General features: G+C 62.1%; 12 protein-coding genes. 10 read left to right on the top strand and 2 right to left on the bottom strand.

Annotation, left to right across the window (positions count from 1 at the left end; genetic code table 11):
- Positions 1-229: 229 nt before the first annotated feature.
- Positions 230-1,228, bottom strand: a complete 999-nt coding sequence (gene hemB, locus FKM97_RS07560) for a porphobilinogen synthase (protein ID WP_428977898.1) — start codon at positions 1,226-1,228, stop codon at positions 230-232.
- A 242-nt stretch (positions 1,229-1,470) separates the two neighbouring features.
- Entirely contained in the window at positions 1,471-2,856 is a 1,386-nt protein-coding gene (locus FKM97_RS07555; protein WP_144291803.1) for an extensin-like domain-containing protein, read from the bottom strand.
- 120 nt (positions 2,857-2,976) lie between these two features.
- Between FKM97_RS07555 and FKM97_RS07550 the strand changes: the two genes are divergently transcribed.
- The 10 genes from FKM97_RS07550 (at position 2,977) to ribD (ending at position 14,055) form a co-directional block, all read left to right on the top strand.
- Positions 2,977-4,119, top strand: a complete 1,143-nt coding sequence (locus FKM97_RS07550) for an acyl-CoA dehydrogenase family protein (RefSeq protein ID WP_144291802.1) — start codon at positions 2,977-2,979, stop codon at positions 4,117-4,119.
- A 3-nt stretch (positions 4,120-4,122) separates the two neighbouring features.
- Entirely contained in the window at positions 4,123-5,151 is a 1,029-nt protein-coding gene (locus FKM97_RS07545; RefSeq protein ID WP_144291801.1) for an enoyl-CoA hydratase/isomerase family protein, read from the top strand.
- A 144-nt stretch (positions 5,152-5,295) separates the two neighbouring features.
- The gene (locus tag FKM97_RS07540) at positions 5,296-6,030 is read left to right on the top strand and encodes a hypothetical protein (protein WP_144291800.1); all 735 of its coding nucleotides are present in this window, start codon (positions 5,296-5,298) and stop codon (positions 6,028-6,030) included.
- Between the two features lie 64 nt (positions 6,031-6,094).
- Positions 6,095-6,985, top strand: a complete 891-nt coding sequence (gene mmsB, locus FKM97_RS07535) for a 3-hydroxyisobutyrate dehydrogenase (protein WP_144291799.1) — start codon at positions 6,095-6,097, stop codon at positions 6,983-6,985.
- 306 nt (positions 6,986-7,291) lie between these two features.
- Positions 7,292-7,795 carry a transcriptional regulator LdtR gene (ldtR, locus tag FKM97_RS07530; protein WP_246104985.1) on the top strand — a complete coding sequence of 168 codons (504 nt, stop codon included), beginning with the start codon at positions 7,292-7,294 and terminating at the stop codon, positions 7,793-7,795.
- Positions 7,796-8,037: 242 nt separating this feature from the next.
- The gene (locus FKM97_RS07525; RefSeq protein ID WP_144291797.1) at positions 8,038-9,489 is read left to right on the top strand and encodes a L,D-transpeptidase family protein; all 1,452 of its coding nucleotides are present in this window, start codon (positions 8,038-8,040) and stop codon (positions 9,487-9,489) included.
- A 186-nt stretch (positions 9,490-9,675) separates the two neighbouring features.
- Positions 9,676-10,890: a 5-aminolevulinate synthase gene (gene hemA / locus FKM97_RS07520; protein ID WP_144291796.1), complete on the top strand. Its 1,215-nt coding sequence runs from the start codon at positions 9,676-9,678 to the stop codon at positions 10,888-10,890.
- A 185-nt stretch (positions 10,891-11,075) separates the two neighbouring features.
- Positions 11,076-12,383: a serine hydroxymethyltransferase gene (gene glyA, locus FKM97_RS07515; protein WP_144291795.1), complete on the top strand. Its 1,308-nt coding sequence runs from the start codon at positions 11,076-11,078 to the stop codon at positions 12,381-12,383.
- A gap of 26 nt (positions 12,384-12,409) precedes the next feature.
- A complete protein-coding gene (gene nrdR, locus FKM97_RS07510; protein WP_144291794.1) occupies positions 12,410-12,892 on the top strand; it encodes a transcriptional regulator NrdR in 483 nt (160 codons plus the stop codon).
- Between the two features lie 26 nt (positions 12,893-12,918).
- Positions 12,919-14,055, top strand: coding sequence for a bifunctional diaminohydroxyphosphoribosylaminopyrimidine deaminase/5-amino-6-(5-phosphoribosylamino)uracil reductase RibD (gene ribD, locus FKM97_RS07505; RefSeq protein WP_246104984.1), 1,137 nt, complete (start codon positions 12,919-12,921; stop codon positions 14,053-14,055).
- Positions 14,056-14,065: the final 10 nt, after the last annotated feature.

Below are 14,065 nucleotides of genomic sequence, written 5' to 3'. Positions count from 1 at the left end.
ACCCTCCGCTTCCAATTACGGGTTGGGCTGGCTCGGGCGTTTGCGGACTGTCCTAGCTTGCTAAACCTTGTCGCTGACTCACATGCTGCATGCGCTCAGTCGCAGGGACCATCGTGAAATCAGGCATTTGATGCAATATGGAAGAAGCCTGCGAGGACAGACTTCTCACACGCTGAGATAGGAAACCATTTTTCTGCCATAATCCCCCCGGCGGCGTGAGGGCGCCGGCTCAGGCTCTCGCCTTGAGCCGGCGCGCCGCATCGAGGGCGAAATAGGTGAGGATACCGTCTGCACCAGCCCTCTTGAAGGCCATGAGGGTCTCCAGAACTACCCGTTCGGGATCCAGCCAGCCATTGTCGCAGGCTGCCTTCAGCATCGCATACTCGCCAGACACTTGATAGGCGAAGGTCGGTACGCCGAAGGTCGCCTTCACGCGGTGGACGATGTCGAGATAGGGCATGCCCGGTTTGACCATGACCATGTCGGCCCCTTCCGCAAGGTCCAGGGCGACTTCGCGCAACGCTTCATCGGCGTTGGCAGGATCCATCTGATAGGTACGCTTGTCCCCCTTGAGGGCGCCGGTGGAACCGACGGCGTCACGGAAGGGGCCATAATAGCCCGAGGCGAATTTTGCAGCATAGGCCATGATCTGAACATTCTGGTGGCCTGCGGATTCGAGGCTGGCGCGGATCGCCCCAATACGGCCGTCCATCATGTCGGAGGGGGCGATGATATCGCAGCCGGCCTCGGCCTGGACCAGAGTCTGGCCGATCAAAACCTCCACCGTCTCGTCATTGAGGATCTCATATCCCTCGACGAGCCCGTCATGGCCGTGGCTGGTGTAGGGATCGAGGGCCACGTCGCAAAGGATGCCGATCTCGGGGATCTCGCGCTTGATGGCGCGCACCGCCTTGCAGACGAGATTTTCCGGATTGAGGGCTTCGCGGCCATCGGCGGTGCGCAGAGAGGGATCCGTATAAGGGAAGAGCGCAATCACCGGGATTCCGAGATTGGCTGCGGTCTCGGCCGCCCGCAATGCCCGATCGACGGTCATGCGCAGGACGCCTGGCATGGACGCCACCGACTCCTCTCGGTCCTGACCGTCGGCTACGAAGATCGGCCAAATCAGGTCGTCGGTGGTGAGGGTCTGCTCGCGCACCAGACGACGGGTCCAGTCGGCCTTGCGGTTGCGACGCATGCGAGTCGCGGGAAAGCCGGGGGTTGGCATCTCGGCTGCGGCGGCGGCAAAATCGCGGGCGCGGCGCAGCGAAGCTGGCTTCGTTTCTCGGCTTGCCATGATTGTTCCTTACGGCCAGTCCCTAGACGAGAAACATTCTAAGACGGGAGCGGCCCTTCGTCGAACAATTCTATGTCGCAGCTCAAGCGAGGCTCGCGGTGCGCCACAGGTTCCGATCGGACGTAGTGTCTCAGCGCTGGATCCCTGCGCTCCGCCGCCGTTCGGGCGGAGGGTTATTCACAGATGAGGTAACGACCGCCGCGGGCAAGATCCAAATGGAAGTGTGTGGCGTGAGCGGCATTGGAGCCGGGACCGAGTACAGTGAAGAAGGTCTTGCAGGCGCCAGCGCGCGCAGCGGCCAGGAGATTCGTCGGATCGCCGGCGGAGAATTCGGCCTTGACGATGGCCTCGTCGGACATGACGCCGATCGACTTGCCGGAAGAGAGGATGAAGGCGCCCACATCAAGAGCACCGGCAATGGCATGCTCGCTCATCTTCCCCGTCGAGGCACCGTAGCGTCTGCGGCAGACATAGGAGCTGGCATTGCCAATGGCCTTGACCGGCTCACCCATGGACTTTGCAGCAGCCGGCTGGACGAACTCGACCAGCCAGCGATGGGTGGCGGCGGCCAATTTGCAGTTCATGATCGCGGCGGGCTTGATCGCTACTCCTGCGATGGCTGTGACCTCAAGCGGATAAGGCGTACCGCACTGGCCCGGGCCACCCAAGGGCGGCTGCGGTGTGTAGGCGATGTCGAGGCCCTTGAGAAGGGTCGCGCATTCCGTCTCGGCAGCACTGACGTCGTCTGCCGCCCAGACCTTGGGCGGTGGAGGCTCAGCCGGCGGTGCGACTGTGTCGTCCGTCGCACCGGCCTCGGGCTTGGGCCGTGGGACGACGATACGGCTGAGTGAAGCCTGCTCAATAGGCAGAAGATCGCGCGCCGCATCGACGGGTGCGTCGGCTGCAGGTTTTTTCGAAGGAGGTTGTGGGACGGGAGCTGGGGCGGGAAGGGCAGCGGATTTCGACATCGGCAAAGGGGCTGGTGAGAAGGTCGGCAGGTCGCCGGCATCGACGGGGCCCAACGCCGCAGCCAAGGTGTTGTCGGCTGCTGCTTGGGGGCGCGCCGCAGAATCGGACGGCGACGTCTCAGTCGGTTCGGAATCGTTTGCTTCAGCGGTGTCCGAGGGACGCGGGCGTGGCACAGGGATCACCGGTGCTCGCAGGTCCACAACATCTTCAGGGCCGGGATCATTCGCGCCGGCAACTTCCGCCTCCACGCCAGTCTCCGCATCATCCTCGTCGAGGGTGTGATCATCCGGCGGCTTTGGTCGGGGTGTGGGGATCGCCTCCACGACCGTCGCATTGGGGGAGGTGACGGTGGACGGCTTCTTGCGCTGGACGCGCTTCGGCTTTGCCTTGGCTGCGGGCTTTGCCTGGGGACCCTTGAGGATGTCAAGCGGCCAAGGGAGGGTCACGCCCGTCGAGGCGGCACTGCGGCTCGGACGGGCCGCCTCCTGAGCCTGAAGTTGGGATGAACCGATCAGCGCCGTCGCCGCGATCAGCGCAGAGAAGTGCAACAGGCGAAGATGAAGTGTCTGGCGAATCAAGCTCTCCTGCACCTCTTAGCCCCCACTCGGCAGCGCTTGACCCGGCGTCGAACGGCTTCTATGCCTCAGTTAAATCGCCCGAGCCGCGTTTTGGTGGCACCGGTGCGAGAATATATTCGGGAGCGGATCGCGATGGAGTTCGAGCTGAGCGAGGAACAGCGCGCGTTCAAGGACGTCGCTGCCGCATTTGCCGCCGAACATATCGCGCCCCACGCCGCCGAATGGGACGAGCATAACATCTTTCCCCGCGACGTCCTTGTGAAAGCCGCCGAGCTCGGCTTCGGCGGACTCTATGTCCGCGAGGATGTGGGCGGCTCGGGGCTCACGCGACTCGACGCAGCCATCATCTTCGAAGAGCTGGCGAAGGCGTGTCCATCGACGGCCGCCTTTCTCTCAATTCACAACATGGCCGCCTGGATGATCGATCATTTCGGGGCCGAAGATTTGCGCCAACGGCTGCTGCCAAAGCTTACAACCATGGAGACAATCGCCAGCTACTGCCTGACGGAGCCGAGTGCCGGATCTGATGCAGCCTCGCTCCGTACCAAGGCGGTGAAGGCGGGAAATGCCACCTATTTGGTGACCGGCGGCAAAGCCTTCATCTCTGGAGGCGGAGCTTCCGATCTCTACGTCACCATGGTGCGAACGGGCAGTGAAGGGGCATCCGGCATTTCGTGCCTGGCGATCGACAAGGAGACCCCGGGACTGAGCTTCGGGGCGCAGGAGAAGAAGCTCGGCTGGCACAGCCAGCCCACTTCGGCGGTGTTGTTCGATGCGGCCGCGGTGCCCGCGGAAAACCTCATCGGCAATGAAGGCCAGGGCTTCGCCATCGCCATGGCCGGACTCGACGGGGGGCGTCTCAATATCGGCGCCTGTTCACTCGGGGCAGCGCAAGCCTGTCTGGATAAGGCGATCACCTATCTCAACGACCGCAAGCAGTTCGGCAAGCCTTTGGCCGAGTTCCAGGCGCTGCAGTTTCGAATTGCCGATATGGCGACGGAGCTGGAAGCAGCACGGCTCCTGCTCCACAAGGCTGCAGTGAAAGTCACGGACAAGGCGCCGGATGCGACGCTTTATGCCGCAATGGCCAAGCGCAAGGCCACGGATGTGGGCTTCACCGTGGTGAACGAGGCGCTGCAGCTGCATGGAGGCTATGGCTATCTCAGGGATTTCGGCATCGAACGGTATCTCAGGGACGTGCGGGTGCACCAGATCCTCGAAGGTACCAATGAAATCATGCGGCTGGTCATCTCGCGCAAACTGCTCAAAGGATAGATCGTGACGGAAGAGGTTTTGTTCGAACGGCGCGGGCGCGCAGGGCTGATCACACTGAACCGGCCGCAGGCGCTGAACGCGCTGACCCTTGGCATGGTGCGCGCAATCCGGCCGCAGCTGGAGACCTGGGCCGAAGACGACGCCGTCAGCGTAGTGGTGATTCAAGGGGCGGGAGAGAAGGCGTTCTGCGCGGGTGGGGACATCCGGGCGCTGTGGGAATGGGGTCGCGCCAGGGACAGGACCTTCTTCGATTTCTACGGTGAAGAGTATCAGCTCAATGCCCTGATCAAGCACTATCCCAAGCCCTATGTGGCGCTGATCGACGGGATCACCATGGGCGGCGGGGTCGGACTGTCCCTGCATGGGAGCCACCGGGTCGCAACGGAGCGGCTGCTGTTTGCCATGCCGGAGACGGGTATTGGCTTCTTCCCGGATGTGGGAGGCACCTATTTCCTTCCGCGGCTGCCCGGCATGACGGGCATGTATCTCGGCCTCGCCGGCGCGCGGGTGAAGGCGGAGGATGCCATGGCGCTTGGACTCGCCACGCATCTGGTCGATTCGGCTGCAATAGCGAGCCTGATCGAACGCCTGGCAGAGACAGCAGATGTGGACGGGACTCTGGCCCAGCTCGCACGACCGATCGGATCGGCGCCCATCGAGGCGGAGCGCCCGCGGATCGACCGGCACTTCTCCGGAGCCGATGTGGAGACAATCTTCGAGAGCCTGGATCGCGACGGTGGCGAATGGGAGGCGCGGGTGCTGAAGGGGCTTCAGTCGAAATCGCCGACGAGCCTCAAGGTCACGCATCGGCAGCTCCGGGAAGGAGCCCGTCTCGATTTCGACGATTGCATGAGGCTCGAATATCGACTGGTGCATGGGATCTTCGACAGCGAGGACTTCTACGAGGGCGTGCGGGCCGTGATCGTCGACAAGGACCAGGCGCCGAAATGGCGCCCCGCGCGTCTGGAGGCTGTTTCGGACAGCCATGTGGGACGGTATTTCGCTCAAGTCCCAGATGAATTAGTGCTCTGAGACCCCGATCTGTGCTCAAGATGTATCAGTCGATCAAAATTGCGGCCGACATCTGGCTTTCTGGGTCGGTTCGGTGGACAGGGTAAGTTCGCGGAATATTCACTCGATCGCGCAACTTCGCGCTCAACCGGAACAAACCAGCCCATGACCAGACTTGCCCTTTCGCTGACCGTGCCCCTGATGATTCTGAGCGCCGCCGGCCCGGCTCTCGCCCAGAGCACCGGCTCGGAGGCTCTGGATGCCTATTCGGCCATCATCGAGGCCAGCAATACCGCGTCGACCTGCGGATTTCTCTCCAGTGATGAGCAGGCTGAGCTCAAGCATTACGCCGCCCTCGGCGAAATCGCCGCCGCCAAGGCCACGTCCGTGGAGCAGATGCAATCGGCGCGCGCCGAAGCTCTGAGCCGTCGCCCACGCTGCAGTGCGAGTGACGAGCAATCGGTCCGCTTTGTCATGGACGAAGTGAGGATCGCAGCAGGCGGCGGGGAGAGCGGATCACGCCGGCAGGCGGCACAACAGCCCCCGGTCAGTCGCGGCTTTGCCGCGCCGGCGCCCGTCGCACCACCGCCGGCGGCCATGCCGGAAACAGTCTCTCTGCCGCCAGTCAACATGCGTGATCCGGTGGCCCGCTACGGCGGACAGGCGAGGGCCTACTTCCTCGAGCGCAAGTGCAACTACCTGCCATACAATACCGAGCTCGACTTCTGGAACTTGCTCACGGCAAGGTACAAGCAAATGGTCGCAACCCATGGGCGCAGCCGTGTGAATGCGGCGCAAAAGGCCGGGGAGGCCGCGGCGTCGACCATCGCCTGTGGACGTGAAGCTCGGGCCGCGGTGACGGACGGCTATCGCGACCTGGGAGTCGTGTCCGCACAGTAGGCAAAGGTGCTGACGGCGGCATCGCTCGACCGGTGCCGTCTTTATCATACAAATAGGAGGCGAGATGGCGACGATCGGTTTCATCGGCTTGGGAAACATGGGCGGGCCGATGGCGGCCAATCTCGTGAAAGCGGGCCATCAGGTCAAAGGGTTCGACCTGATGGACGCCGCAAAGAGCAAGTTCGTAGAGACAGGCGGTACGGCCACTGGAACAGCGGCTGAGGCCAGTGCCGAGGTGGATGTCCTCGTCACAATGTTGCCGGCTGGACGCCATGTACGCGAACTCTACACGGGAGCCGGCGGGCTTCTCGAGACTGTGGCGCCGAAGACTCTGCTCATCGACTGTTCAACCATCGATGTCGCGACGGCGCGAGAGGTGGCCGCCGCCGCCGCTGGTCAGGGGCTCGATATGGTGGATGCCCCAGTCTCGGGCGGTGTCGGCGGAGCGGAAGCCGGGACGCTGACCTTCATGGTTGGCGGGGAAGACCAGGCGTTCGAGCGCGCCAGGCCGATCCTCGAGGCAATGGGCAAGACGATCGTCCATGCCGGTGGCGCTGGTAACGGGCAAGCCGCAAAGATCTGCAACAACATGGTTCTGGGAATATCGATGATTGCGGTCTGCGAAGCTTTCGCGCTCGCCGAAAAGCTTGGGCTCGATCATCAGAAACTCTTCGACATCTCTTCCAAGGCGTCGGGACAATGTTGGTCGCTGACCACCTATTGCCCAGTGCCAGGGCCGGTGCCGACTTCACCGGCGAACCGGGACTACAAGGCCGGCTTTACGGCAGCGATGATGCTGAAGGATTTGCGGCTGGCCCAGGAAGCCTCGCGGGAGGCGGGGGCCGCGACCCCGCTGGGCAAGCATGCGGAGTCGCTCTATGCCGAGTTTGAAGAGGGCGGACAGGGGGCTACGGATTTCTCCGGCATCATCAAGATGCTGAGGGCGCAAGGGTAAGGCTCGGGCAGCCTGTGGTGAGATCCCGGATCTCCGATCAGGACCGAAGCAATCGGAGTCCAGTTCAGTTTTGGGACGCAGCGGTAAGGCTCCGTTTAGGATAGAGGACAAGGAAATAACAACGAATCCGAATAATTTTATTCATATTGAACTTAATCTGTACCGTATATTCTCATCATATCGCTATCTAAGCTTGCATTAACCGATCGGTTTGAGACGATTTTAACTCGTATTGCCTAGTTTCTGTCGACATAAACGCGAGGACACTCAAAGATCCTCCTATGCAGGCAGGTGTCGAGTATGAACATGGCAAGCGAAAAGGTCTCCCCCGTCGATGACGGCCGACAGGAAACGATCAAGCGGAGCTATCTTGAATCGCTGACGCTGATCGAGCGGTTGCATCGGCGGCTTCTGGACGTGGTGAAAGATGAATTCGAGAGGACCGGGGAGCAGGACATCAACGCCGTCCAAGCGCTTCTCCTGTTCAATATCGCGGATAATGAACTCACCGCCGGGGAGCTCAGGACACGCGGGCACTATCTCGGCTCAAACGTCTCCTACAATCTGAAGAAGCTGGTCGAGGCCGGCTACATCAACCATGAACGCTCCGCGGCCGATCGGCGGTCGGTGCGCGTCAGCCTTACGCCCCTCGGCCAAGATGTGCGTAATCGGGTGGACGATCTCTATAACCGTCATCTCGGTTCGCTCGAGAGCGTCGGCGGCTTGTCGCTCGACGAGTTCGAGAAGCTGAACAGAGCGCTGGCCCGGCTGGAGAGGTTCTGGCTCGATCAGATTCGCTATCGCCTATGAGACCTGTCTCGGAGGGGGCGCCAAGCCGCTCCCTCACGAAGCTTTGATGAATGACCTGGGCGCGACACGCTGGTCCCTTGCGGGAGATTAGGAGGGTATTTACCTTAACCTCCTATGGTGCGGTGCGGTTCGCTTTTGACCAGGAAGTCAATGCCTGATAATAGGTTAAGATTATACAGGTCGGAAGTGCCGACCGGTCACGATGGCCGTTGCGTCAATTTGTGAATAGTTCAGGACAAATCATGCCGGCAGCTTCCGTTTTTCTTCGCCGTTTCACCGTATCTGGTTTGTTGAGCGTGAGCGTCGTCGCAGCGTCCGCCTTCATGGTCGGGGGGCTCATGGGCGCCGCGTCGGAGGCGCAAGCGGACACGGCCAAACGGAATTTCTCCTCCTGGAACAATGTTCAGCAGACTGCGCCGACCATCACCTATGTGGCGCAGGGAATGAACCTGCCGCCCATGCTGAATTCGATGAGTGAACAATTGCTGCAGGATGCGATCTCGCGTTACGAAATCATTGCATCGCGCGGCGGATGGCCGATGATCCCCGGCGGGCAGCGGCTGAGCAAGGGCGGGCAAGGCGAACTCGTCGGCTTGCTCCGGCAGCGCCTGGCGATCGAGGGCTACAGTGCCCAAGGTGGTGCGGAGCCGTATCGCTTCGATGCCGGGCTGCAGTCTGCAGTCGTGACTTTTCAAAAGAATCATGGGCTGGCGGCGACGGGCGTGGTCGACCAGGAGACCATCAATGCACTGAATGTGCCCGTCGAGGGCCGTCTCGTCACCATGCGCGCCAACCTGCCCCGCATGCGTGAATATGCAAAGGGCCTGACGGATCGCTACATCACGATCAACATTCCGGCCACGCAGCTCGAAACCGTGGAAAACGGAATGGTCTATTCGGTGCATAATGTTGTTGCCGGCATGACCGACCGGCCGAGCCCGGTGGTTCTGAGCCGGGTGAGCGACATTACCTTCAATCCGTACTGGATCGCGCCGGCGAGCATCGTCAAGAAGGACATCATCCCGAAGGCGCAGAAAGATCCTGGCTTCCTCATTGAGCAGAGGATCCGGATCCATGACGGCCTGGGGGGCCCGGAAATCGACCCAATGAGCATCGACTGGAACACGCTCAATCCCGAGCGCTACGTGTTCCGTCAGGATCCGGGCGACGACAATGCAATGGCGACGGTCAAGATCCATTTCCCGAACAAATACGCCGTCTACATGCATGATACACCGACGCGGAGCCTGTTCTCGTCCAACGAACGGTATTTCAGCTCAGGCTGCGTGCGCATCGACCAAGTCCACATCGTGACCGAATGGCTGTTGCGCCCAGAGTCAGGCTGGGGCCGGTCGCGTATCGAGCAGGTGATCGCCAGCGGCGAAAACACCAAGGTCGACTTCACTCAGACGGTAGCCGTGCGCATGGTTTACATGACCGCGTGGGCGACGCCTGAGGGTTACGTCAATTTCCGTCCCGACATCTATCAGCTGGACGGTATCGGCTTTGTCAGCGGACAGCCAGAGCCCCTGGGCAAGGTTGCCGAGGCCCCGCCGCAGCAGCAATCGGCCGCTTATGGACAGCCGGCACCGATCGCCGTTTCCGCGCCAGGTCAGGCGCCGGTGGGCGGTGCGCGCGACGCCTGGCGCCGCGAAAGCTCGTCGAACCGCCAGATCAATCAATATTCGCAGTAATCTGCCGCGAGCAGCAGCAAAAAGGGCAACGTCATCAAGGCGTCGCCTTTTTTCGTTTTCACACGCTGGTGCCCAATCTGCGTCATTACTGGCCATGACCCTTCAAGCCGCCTGTGCTAGGTGCAGGGGGCATCGCGCGGCAAAGCCCCAGGGCGGCCGCAAAACGAACCACTCCTCGAGAGGCTCATGGTCGATTACAGCGCCCATTTCGCATCCGCAGTGTCCCGTCTAAAAGGCGAGGGTCGTTATCGAGAATTCGCGGACCTCAAGCGCATCCGCGGCCGTTTCCCCAAAGCGCACTGCTACAGTTCGGACGGGATGCGCGAAGTCACCATCTGGTGCTCTAATGACTATCTCGGCATGGGCCAACATCCGAAAGTCATCGGGGCCATGCATGAAGCCATCGATGCCGCCGGAGCCGGCTCAGGCGGCACGCGCAACATCTCCGGCACCACGCGCTACCATGTGGAACTTGAAGCCGAGCTTGCGAATTTGCATGGCAAAGACGCCGCGTTGCTGTTCAATTCCGGCTATATGGCCAATGAGGCTGCACTGTCGACGCTCGCACGCCTGCTGCCGAACTGCGTCATCCTGTCGGATGAACTCAATCATGCTTCGATGATCGAAGGGATCCGCCAGGGGCGATCGGACAAGCAGATCTTTCGCCATAATGACGTGGCCGATCTGGACCGACGCCTGAGACTTCTCGACCCGTCCCGGCCCAAGATCGTGGCGTTCGAATCCGTCTATTCCATGGATGGCGACATCTCGCCCATCGCTGAGATCTGCGACGTCGCCAAGCAGCATGGGGCGCTGACCTATCTCGACGAAGTGCATGCGGTCGGCCTTTACGGGCCGCGGGGCGGCGGGATCGCGGAGCGCGAGGCATTGCTGGATCGGATCGACATCTTCGAGGGCACGCTGGCGAAGGCGTTCGGCCTGATGGGCGGCTATATCGCTGCCTCGGCCGAGATCATCGACGCCATTCGTTGTCATGCGCCGGGATTCATATTCACGACCTCACTGGCGCCGGTTCTCGCGGCCGGGGCCGTAGCGAGCATCCGGCATCTCAAGGGCTCGCAGGAGGAGCGCCGGCAGCATCAAAGGCGCGCTCGGCAGCTCAAGGCAGCGCTTAGAGAGCGCGGATTACCGGTGATGGAGACGCCGAGCCACATCGTGCCGGTGATGGTGGGCGATCCCTCCCGATGCAAGCAACTGACCGACCAGTTGATGGATGAGTTTGCGATCTATGTGCAACCGATCAACTATCCGACCGTACCGCGGGGCACGGAACGGCTCCGCCTGACGCCCTCGCCCCTGCATAAGGACGAAGACATCGCCGCAGTGGTCGTAGCTATCGACATGCTCTGGCAGCGGTTGGCTCTCGACCGCGCCGCCTGAGGCGGCACCGCCCGGCGGATGACCTGGTAGGCTGTGCATCTGCGCCCCTCGCGCTTTCTGCAGCAGCCTCTCCGGGAAGGTGACCCGAGGGGCCCCGGTTGAGCAGCATGGCTTTGACGCCGGGGCGTCCTGTGCTAAGTGGCGATCCACAGTTTCCATCCTGCAGACCATAGGAAATTCGGCCCATGTCCAGTTCAGCCCGTCGCGAAGCCCGCGCCGTCGAAGAGGCTTTTTTTCATGGGAGCGTCGCCGAGCAGGATCCAGAGATCGCTGCAGCGATCTCTCAGGAGCTCAGTCGCCAGCAGCATGAGATCGAACTCATCGCTTCGGAGAACATCGTCTCCAAGGCTGTGCTCGAGGCTCAGGGCTCCGTGCTCACCAATAAATATGCGGAAGGCTATCCGGGCCGGCGGTATTATGGCGGCTGTCAGTATGTGGATGTCGCCGAGACCCTGGCGATCGAGCGCGCCAAGGAGCTGTTCGGCTGCGGCTTCGCCAATGTGCAGCCGCATTCGGGAGCACAGGCGAACCAAACAGTATTCTTCTCTCTGCTGCAGCCGGGCGACACTTTTCTGGGCTTGAGCCTGGCGGCGGGTGGACACCTGACCCATGGCGCGGCGCCGAACCAGTCTGGCAAGTGGTTCAACGCCGTCCAGTATGGCGTGCGCCAAGATACGCATCAGATCGATTTCGAGGAGGTCGAAAGGCTTGCGCGTGAGCACAAGCCGAAGCTCATCATCACGGGAGGCTCGGCCTATCCCCGGATCATCGACTTCAAGCGCTTTCGCGAAATCGCCGACATGGTTGGCGCATACTTCATGGTCGACATGGCCCATTTCGCGGGTCTCGTCGCGGCCGGCATCCATCCGAGCCCTTTCCCCCATGCCCATGTCGCGACGACGACGACACACAAGACGTTGCGCGGACCGCGCGGCGGTATGGTGTTGACCAATGACGAGGGCCTGGCGAAGAAAATCAATTCCGCGGTGTTTCCTGGCCTCCAAGGCGGACCTTTGATGCATGTGATCGCCGCCAAGGCCGTGGCCTTCGGCGAAGCGCTGCGGCCGGACTATAAAGACTATATCCAAGCCGTCGCCGACAATGCCAAGGCTCTCGCCGCGGTGATCGCCGAGGCGGGATTCGACATCGTCTCGGGCGGTACGGACACGCATCTCATGCTCGTGGACCTGCGGCCGAAGAAGCTCACGGGCAAGGATGCCGAGGCGGCCCTGGGTCGAGCCAACATCACCTGCAACAAGAACGGCGTGCCCTTCGATCCAGAGAAGCCCACCATCACCTCCGGCATCCGCCTGGGGACGCCCGCCTGCACGACGCGCGGTTTCGGGGTTGCAGAATTTCGCCATGTGGGTGAGATGATCGTGGAAGTGCTCGACGGGCTCGTGCGCAATGGCGAGCAGGGGAACGGGCAGGTTGAGGCCGCAGTGAAGCAAAAGGTCCTCGAACTCACCGGTCGGTTTCCGATCTATAGCTGACACGATCAGCGGAAAGGCGGGAAGGGATGCGCTGTCCCTATTGCGGGAACACCGACACGCAAGTGAAGGATTCGCGCCCGACCGAGGACAATTCGGCCATCCGAAGACGCAGATCGTGTCCCGATTGCGGGGGGCGCTTTACGACGTTCGAGCGGGTGCAGCTGCGCGAGCTCATGGTGCTGAAGCGTTCGGGCCGACGGGTGCCGTTCGAGCGGGACAAGCTGGTTCGATCGCTGCAGATCGCCCTCAGGAAAAGGCCGGTCGACCCAGATCGGGTCGAACGCATGACCAGCGGCATCGTGCGCCGCCTCGAGAGCCTCGGTGAAAACGAGGTTCGCTCCGAAACGGTCGGCAAGCTCGTCATGGAGGCGCTGAAGGCGCTTGACGACGTCGCCTATGTCCGCTTCGCCTCGGTCTATAAGAACTTCCGCGAGGCCAAGGATTTCGAGGAGCTGCTCGGGGAATTGTCCGGGGATGGGGAGCGGCCGGTCGACGAGAACCGGGAATGAGCCGAAAGCCTGCTGGAAGCTCGCCCATGACCGAGATTCGTCCCTATGACGCTCATTTCATGACTTTGGCCCTGCGCCTGGGTCGTCGCAACATCGGCAATACCGGTCCCAATCCAGCGGTCGGTTGCCTGATCGTGGACGAAAGCTTTACGCCGCCACAGATCATCGCTGTGGGCTGGACCGGGCGCGGTGGGCGCCCCCATGCCGAGCAGGTCGCTCTGGAACATGCCGGCGAGAAGGCGCGAGGCGCTACGGCCTATGTGACCCTGGAGCCCTGTGCCCATTACGGCAAGACACCGCCCTGCGCAAAAGGACTGGCAGAGGCGGGAGTTGCTCGCGTCGTCACAACCTGTGTCGATCCCGACCCGCGGGTCTCGGGACGGGGGCATGCCATGCTGCAGGAGGCGGGCATTTCGGTCGTCACCGGGGTGATGGCGGCTGAGGCGCGCCAGGACATGGTCGGATTCCTCACCCGCATGACACTGGGGCGGCCCCACATGATTCTCAAACTCGCCGTCTCGGCGGACGGAAAAATTGCGGCTCAGCCTGGGGTTTCCACCACGATCACCGGCGAGGCAGCACGGGCGCGCAGCCACCTGATGCGCGCCGAATCCGACGTTATCCTCGTCGGTCGCAACACGATCCTCATCGACAATCCGGCGCTCACCTGTCGTCTGCCAGGACTGGGCGATCGGTCACCCATCCGGGCGGTGGTGGCCTCCGAAGGACTTATTCCGCCCAGATCGGTGCTGGCCACCACAGCACGCAAAACTCCCGTGTGGATTCTCAGCGCGCGCGAGCCCGACAATTGGGAGGCCGAGACGCTGCTTTCGGCAGGTGTCGAGATCCTGGTTTGCGGCGAAGGCAAGGGGCGAAGAGTCGATCTCGGACGAGCTCTGGCGACGCTTGGCGACCGTGGCGTGGGCCGGGTGATGGTGGAAGGCGGCGCGCAGATCGCAGCCGGCCTGCTTGCCGCCGATCTGGTGGATGAGGTGGCCCTGTTCACCTCCCGGAAGGAACTGGGGGACGAGGCCGTCGATGCGCTGGGCGGGACACCCATCAAAAGCATTACCGAGTCTGCGCGCTTCGCGCTTAACGAGGAAGAATGGTTTGGTGAAGACCGGCTGACGGTTTATGTGAGGGCGGCCGCGACATCCGGCTAACACCATCGGC

Origin of the sequence: Rhodoligotrophos appendicifer (assembly GCF_007474605.1) — a bacterium.
In the GTDB taxonomy this organism is placed as follows: domain Bacteria; phylum Pseudomonadota; class Alphaproteobacteria; order Rhizobiales; family Im1; genus Rhodoligotrophos; species Rhodoligotrophos appendicifer.
This window is presented reverse-complemented; position numbering and strand designations above follow the sequence as displayed.

What these genes read in the sequence shown, in the direction of transcription:
- FKM97_RS07550 (WP_144291802.1), top strand. Translation starts at nt 2,977, where the DNA reads ATGGAGTTCGAGCTGAGCGAGGAACAGCGCGCGTTCAAGGACGTCGCT.
- hemB (WP_428977898.1), bottom strand. Translation starts at nt 1,228, where the DNA reads ATGCCAACCCCCGGCTTTCCCGCGACTCGCATGCGTCGCAACCGCAAG.
- FKM97_RS07525 (WP_144291797.1), top strand. Translation starts at nt 8,038, where the DNA reads ATGCCGGCAGCTTCCGTTTTTCTTCGCCGTTTCACCGTATCTGGTTTG.
- nrdR (WP_144291794.1), top strand. Translation starts at nt 12,410, where the DNA reads ATGCGCTGTCCCTATTGCGGGAACACCGACACGCAAGTGAAGGATTCG.
- ribD (WP_246104984.1), top strand. Translation starts at nt 12,919, where the DNA reads ATGACCGAGATTCGTCCCTATGACGCTCATTTCATGACTTTGGCCCTG.
- mmsB (WP_144291799.1), top strand. Translation starts at nt 6,095, where the DNA reads ATGGCGACGATCGGTTTCATCGGCTTGGGAAACATGGGCGGGCCGATG.
- FKM97_RS07540 (WP_144291800.1), top strand. Translation starts at nt 5,296, where the DNA reads ATGACCAGACTTGCCCTTTCGCTGACCGTGCCCCTGATGATTCTGAGC.
- glyA (WP_144291795.1), top strand. Translation starts at nt 11,076, where the DNA reads ATGTCCAGTTCAGCCCGTCGCGAAGCCCGCGCCGTCGAAGAGGCTTTT.
- hemA (WP_144291796.1), top strand. Translation starts at nt 9,676, where the DNA reads ATGGTCGATTACAGCGCCCATTTCGCATCCGCAGTGTCCCGTCTAAAA.
- ldtR (WP_246104985.1), top strand. Translation starts at nt 7,292, where the DNA reads ATGGCAAGCGAAAAGGTCTCCCCCGTCGATGACGGCCGACAGGAAACG.